Here is a 1,954-nt window from a genome sequence, read left to right as displayed (position 1 = left end):
CTTCTGATGCTCTGACGAGCAGCGGCAGGTCCGTTTTACTTGACGGAGACCTTGGCGCCGGCAGCCTCGAGCTTTTCCTTGGCGGCTTCGGCAGCGTCCTTGGCAACCTTCTCCAGGATCGCCTTCGGAGCACCCTCGACGAGGTCCTTGGCTTCCTTCAGGCCGAGGCCGGAAACAACCTCACGGACGACCTTGATGACCTGGATCTTCTTGTCGCCGGCCGACTCGAGGACGACGTCGAACTCGTCCTGCTCCTCAGCAGCCTCGGCGGGAGCAGCTGCTCCGCCTGCAGCGGCAACGGCGACGGGGGCAGCGGCGGTGACCTCGAAGGTCTCCTCGAATGCCTTCACGAACTCCGAGAGCTCGAGGAGGGTGAGCTCCTTGAACTGGTCCAACAACTCTTCGGTGCTGAGCTTCGCCATGATGGCGGTCCTTCCTGTAAGTCCCATGTCGCTGATCCGCGACCGGACGGGGTTATAGCTGTGATGCGCGGGTGCGGATCAGCTTTCGGCGGGAACCTCGGCCGGAGCAGCAGCTCCACCCTCGGCAGCCTTCTTCTCCTGCAGCGCCGCGACCAGACGGGCCATCTGCGATGCGGGAGCATTGAACAGGCCTGCGGCCTTTGCCAAGTTGCCCTTCATTGCGCCGGCAAGCTTGGCCAACAGAATTTCGCGGGACTCGAGGTCCGCGATCTTGTTGACCTCGTCCACGGACAGCGCAGCGCCGTCCATGTAGCCGCCCTTGATGATGAGCGCCTTGTTGTCCTTCGCGAAGTTCTTCAGAGCCTTCGCAGCATCGACGGGCTCGCCCTTGATGAATGCAATGGCGGTCGGACCGACGAAAAGGTCATCAAGGCCCTCAACGCCCGCCTCTGCGGCGGCGCGCTTGACCAGGGTGTTCTTGGCGACGGAGTAGGTGGCACCTTCTCCGAGAGCGCGGCGCAGTGTCGTGATGTTGCCCACCGTCAGACCACGGTATTCCGTGATCACCGCAGCGGTCGAACCCTTGAACTGCTCGGTGATCTCCGCAACTGCGGAAACCTTCTCAGGCTTTGCCATACTTCGCCTCCTCTCATGACAGTCGTTATCCCACTTCGGAACCGCTGTGCGCCGGCGGGGAGCCCCTGCTAGCAACACAGTCCACGACATGCAAAACGCCCCGGTGCAGGGCACACGGGGCGTGAAAGGAAACCAGGCGGACGCGCACGAACCACGACCGTCGAGAATCCCCCTACCTCGTCCTCCTGCGTGGGCCGCCGGACATTCCCGGACTTTCAATCGCACCCTCGCGGGAGACGATCACCAACGGTCTTGGGTAGAACATGATTTGGGGTGGAGTTCGAATACTGCATTGAACTCCGCACGAAAGATTACGGCATGGCCTGCACAACGGCCAAATCGAGGCCCCCGCTCCTCGACCGTAAAGTGACCGACCTCACTATCCGTCAACGGTGTGGTTCATCAGACTCGAGCCGCATCCACTTACCTGTAACTGGTCGTTACAGGTATGGGTTAGCTTTTGCACATGACAATCCTCGAAGCCCGAGCCGTCGTGGCAGGGTCCCGGACGCGGAGATTCCTCGCGCTCGCCGTGATCTGCCTGGCCGAACTGCTCGTCGTGCTCGACAACACCATCGTCAACGTCGCCCTCCCGTCGATCGGTGTCGAACTCCGTACCAGTGTCAGCGGTCTGCAATGGGTCGTCGACGCCTACACACTGACGTTCGCCGGCCTGCTGCTGGCGTTCGGCAACCTCGGCGATCGGTACGGCCGGCGACTCGTCATGGTCATCGGCCTGGTCGGCGTCGCCGTCCTGTCGATCGCCGGCGCCAACGCCGAGAGCCTTGGGCAGGTCATCGCTGCGCGCGCAGCGATGGGTGTCTTCGCCGCCGCAGTCTTCCCCGCGACCCTAGCCCCAATGCCGCGCAGTTAGGGCGGCGGGTCTGTTGTCAAGT

2 protein-coding genes and 1 pseudogene are annotated in these 1,954 nt (G+C 62.7%); 1 reads left to right on the top strand and 2 read right to left on the bottom strand.

Features of this window, described 5'->3' with window-relative positions:
• Positions 1-35 precede the first annotated feature (35 nt).
• A complete protein-coding gene (gene rplL, locus WAW17_RS28055) occupies positions 36-422 on the bottom strand; it encodes a 50S ribosomal protein L7/L12 (RefSeq protein WP_422336130.1) in 387 nt (128 codons plus the stop codon).
• Positions 423-500: 78 nt separating this feature from the next.
• Positions 501-1,058, bottom strand: a complete 558-nt coding sequence (gene rplJ, locus WAW17_RS28050; RefSeq protein ID WP_422336129.1) for a 50S ribosomal protein L10 — start codon at positions 1,056-1,058, stop codon at positions 501-503.
• A gap of 466 nt (positions 1,059-1,524) precedes the next feature.
• On the opposite strand from rplJ, the pseudogene WAW17_RS28045 reads away from it, so the two are divergent.
• A pseudogene (locus WAW17_RS28045) lies at positions 1,525-1,914 on the top strand (MFS transporter); the annotation flags it as partial.
• Positions 1,915-1,954: the final 40 nt, after the last annotated feature.

Origin of the sequence: Rhodococcus sp. (in: high G+C Gram-positive bacteria), assembly GCF_049286785.1 — a bacterium.
Lineage (GTDB): Bacteria > Actinomycetota > Actinomycetes > Mycobacteriales > Mycobacteriaceae > Rhodococcus_F.
This window is presented reverse-complemented; position numbering and strand designations above follow the sequence as displayed.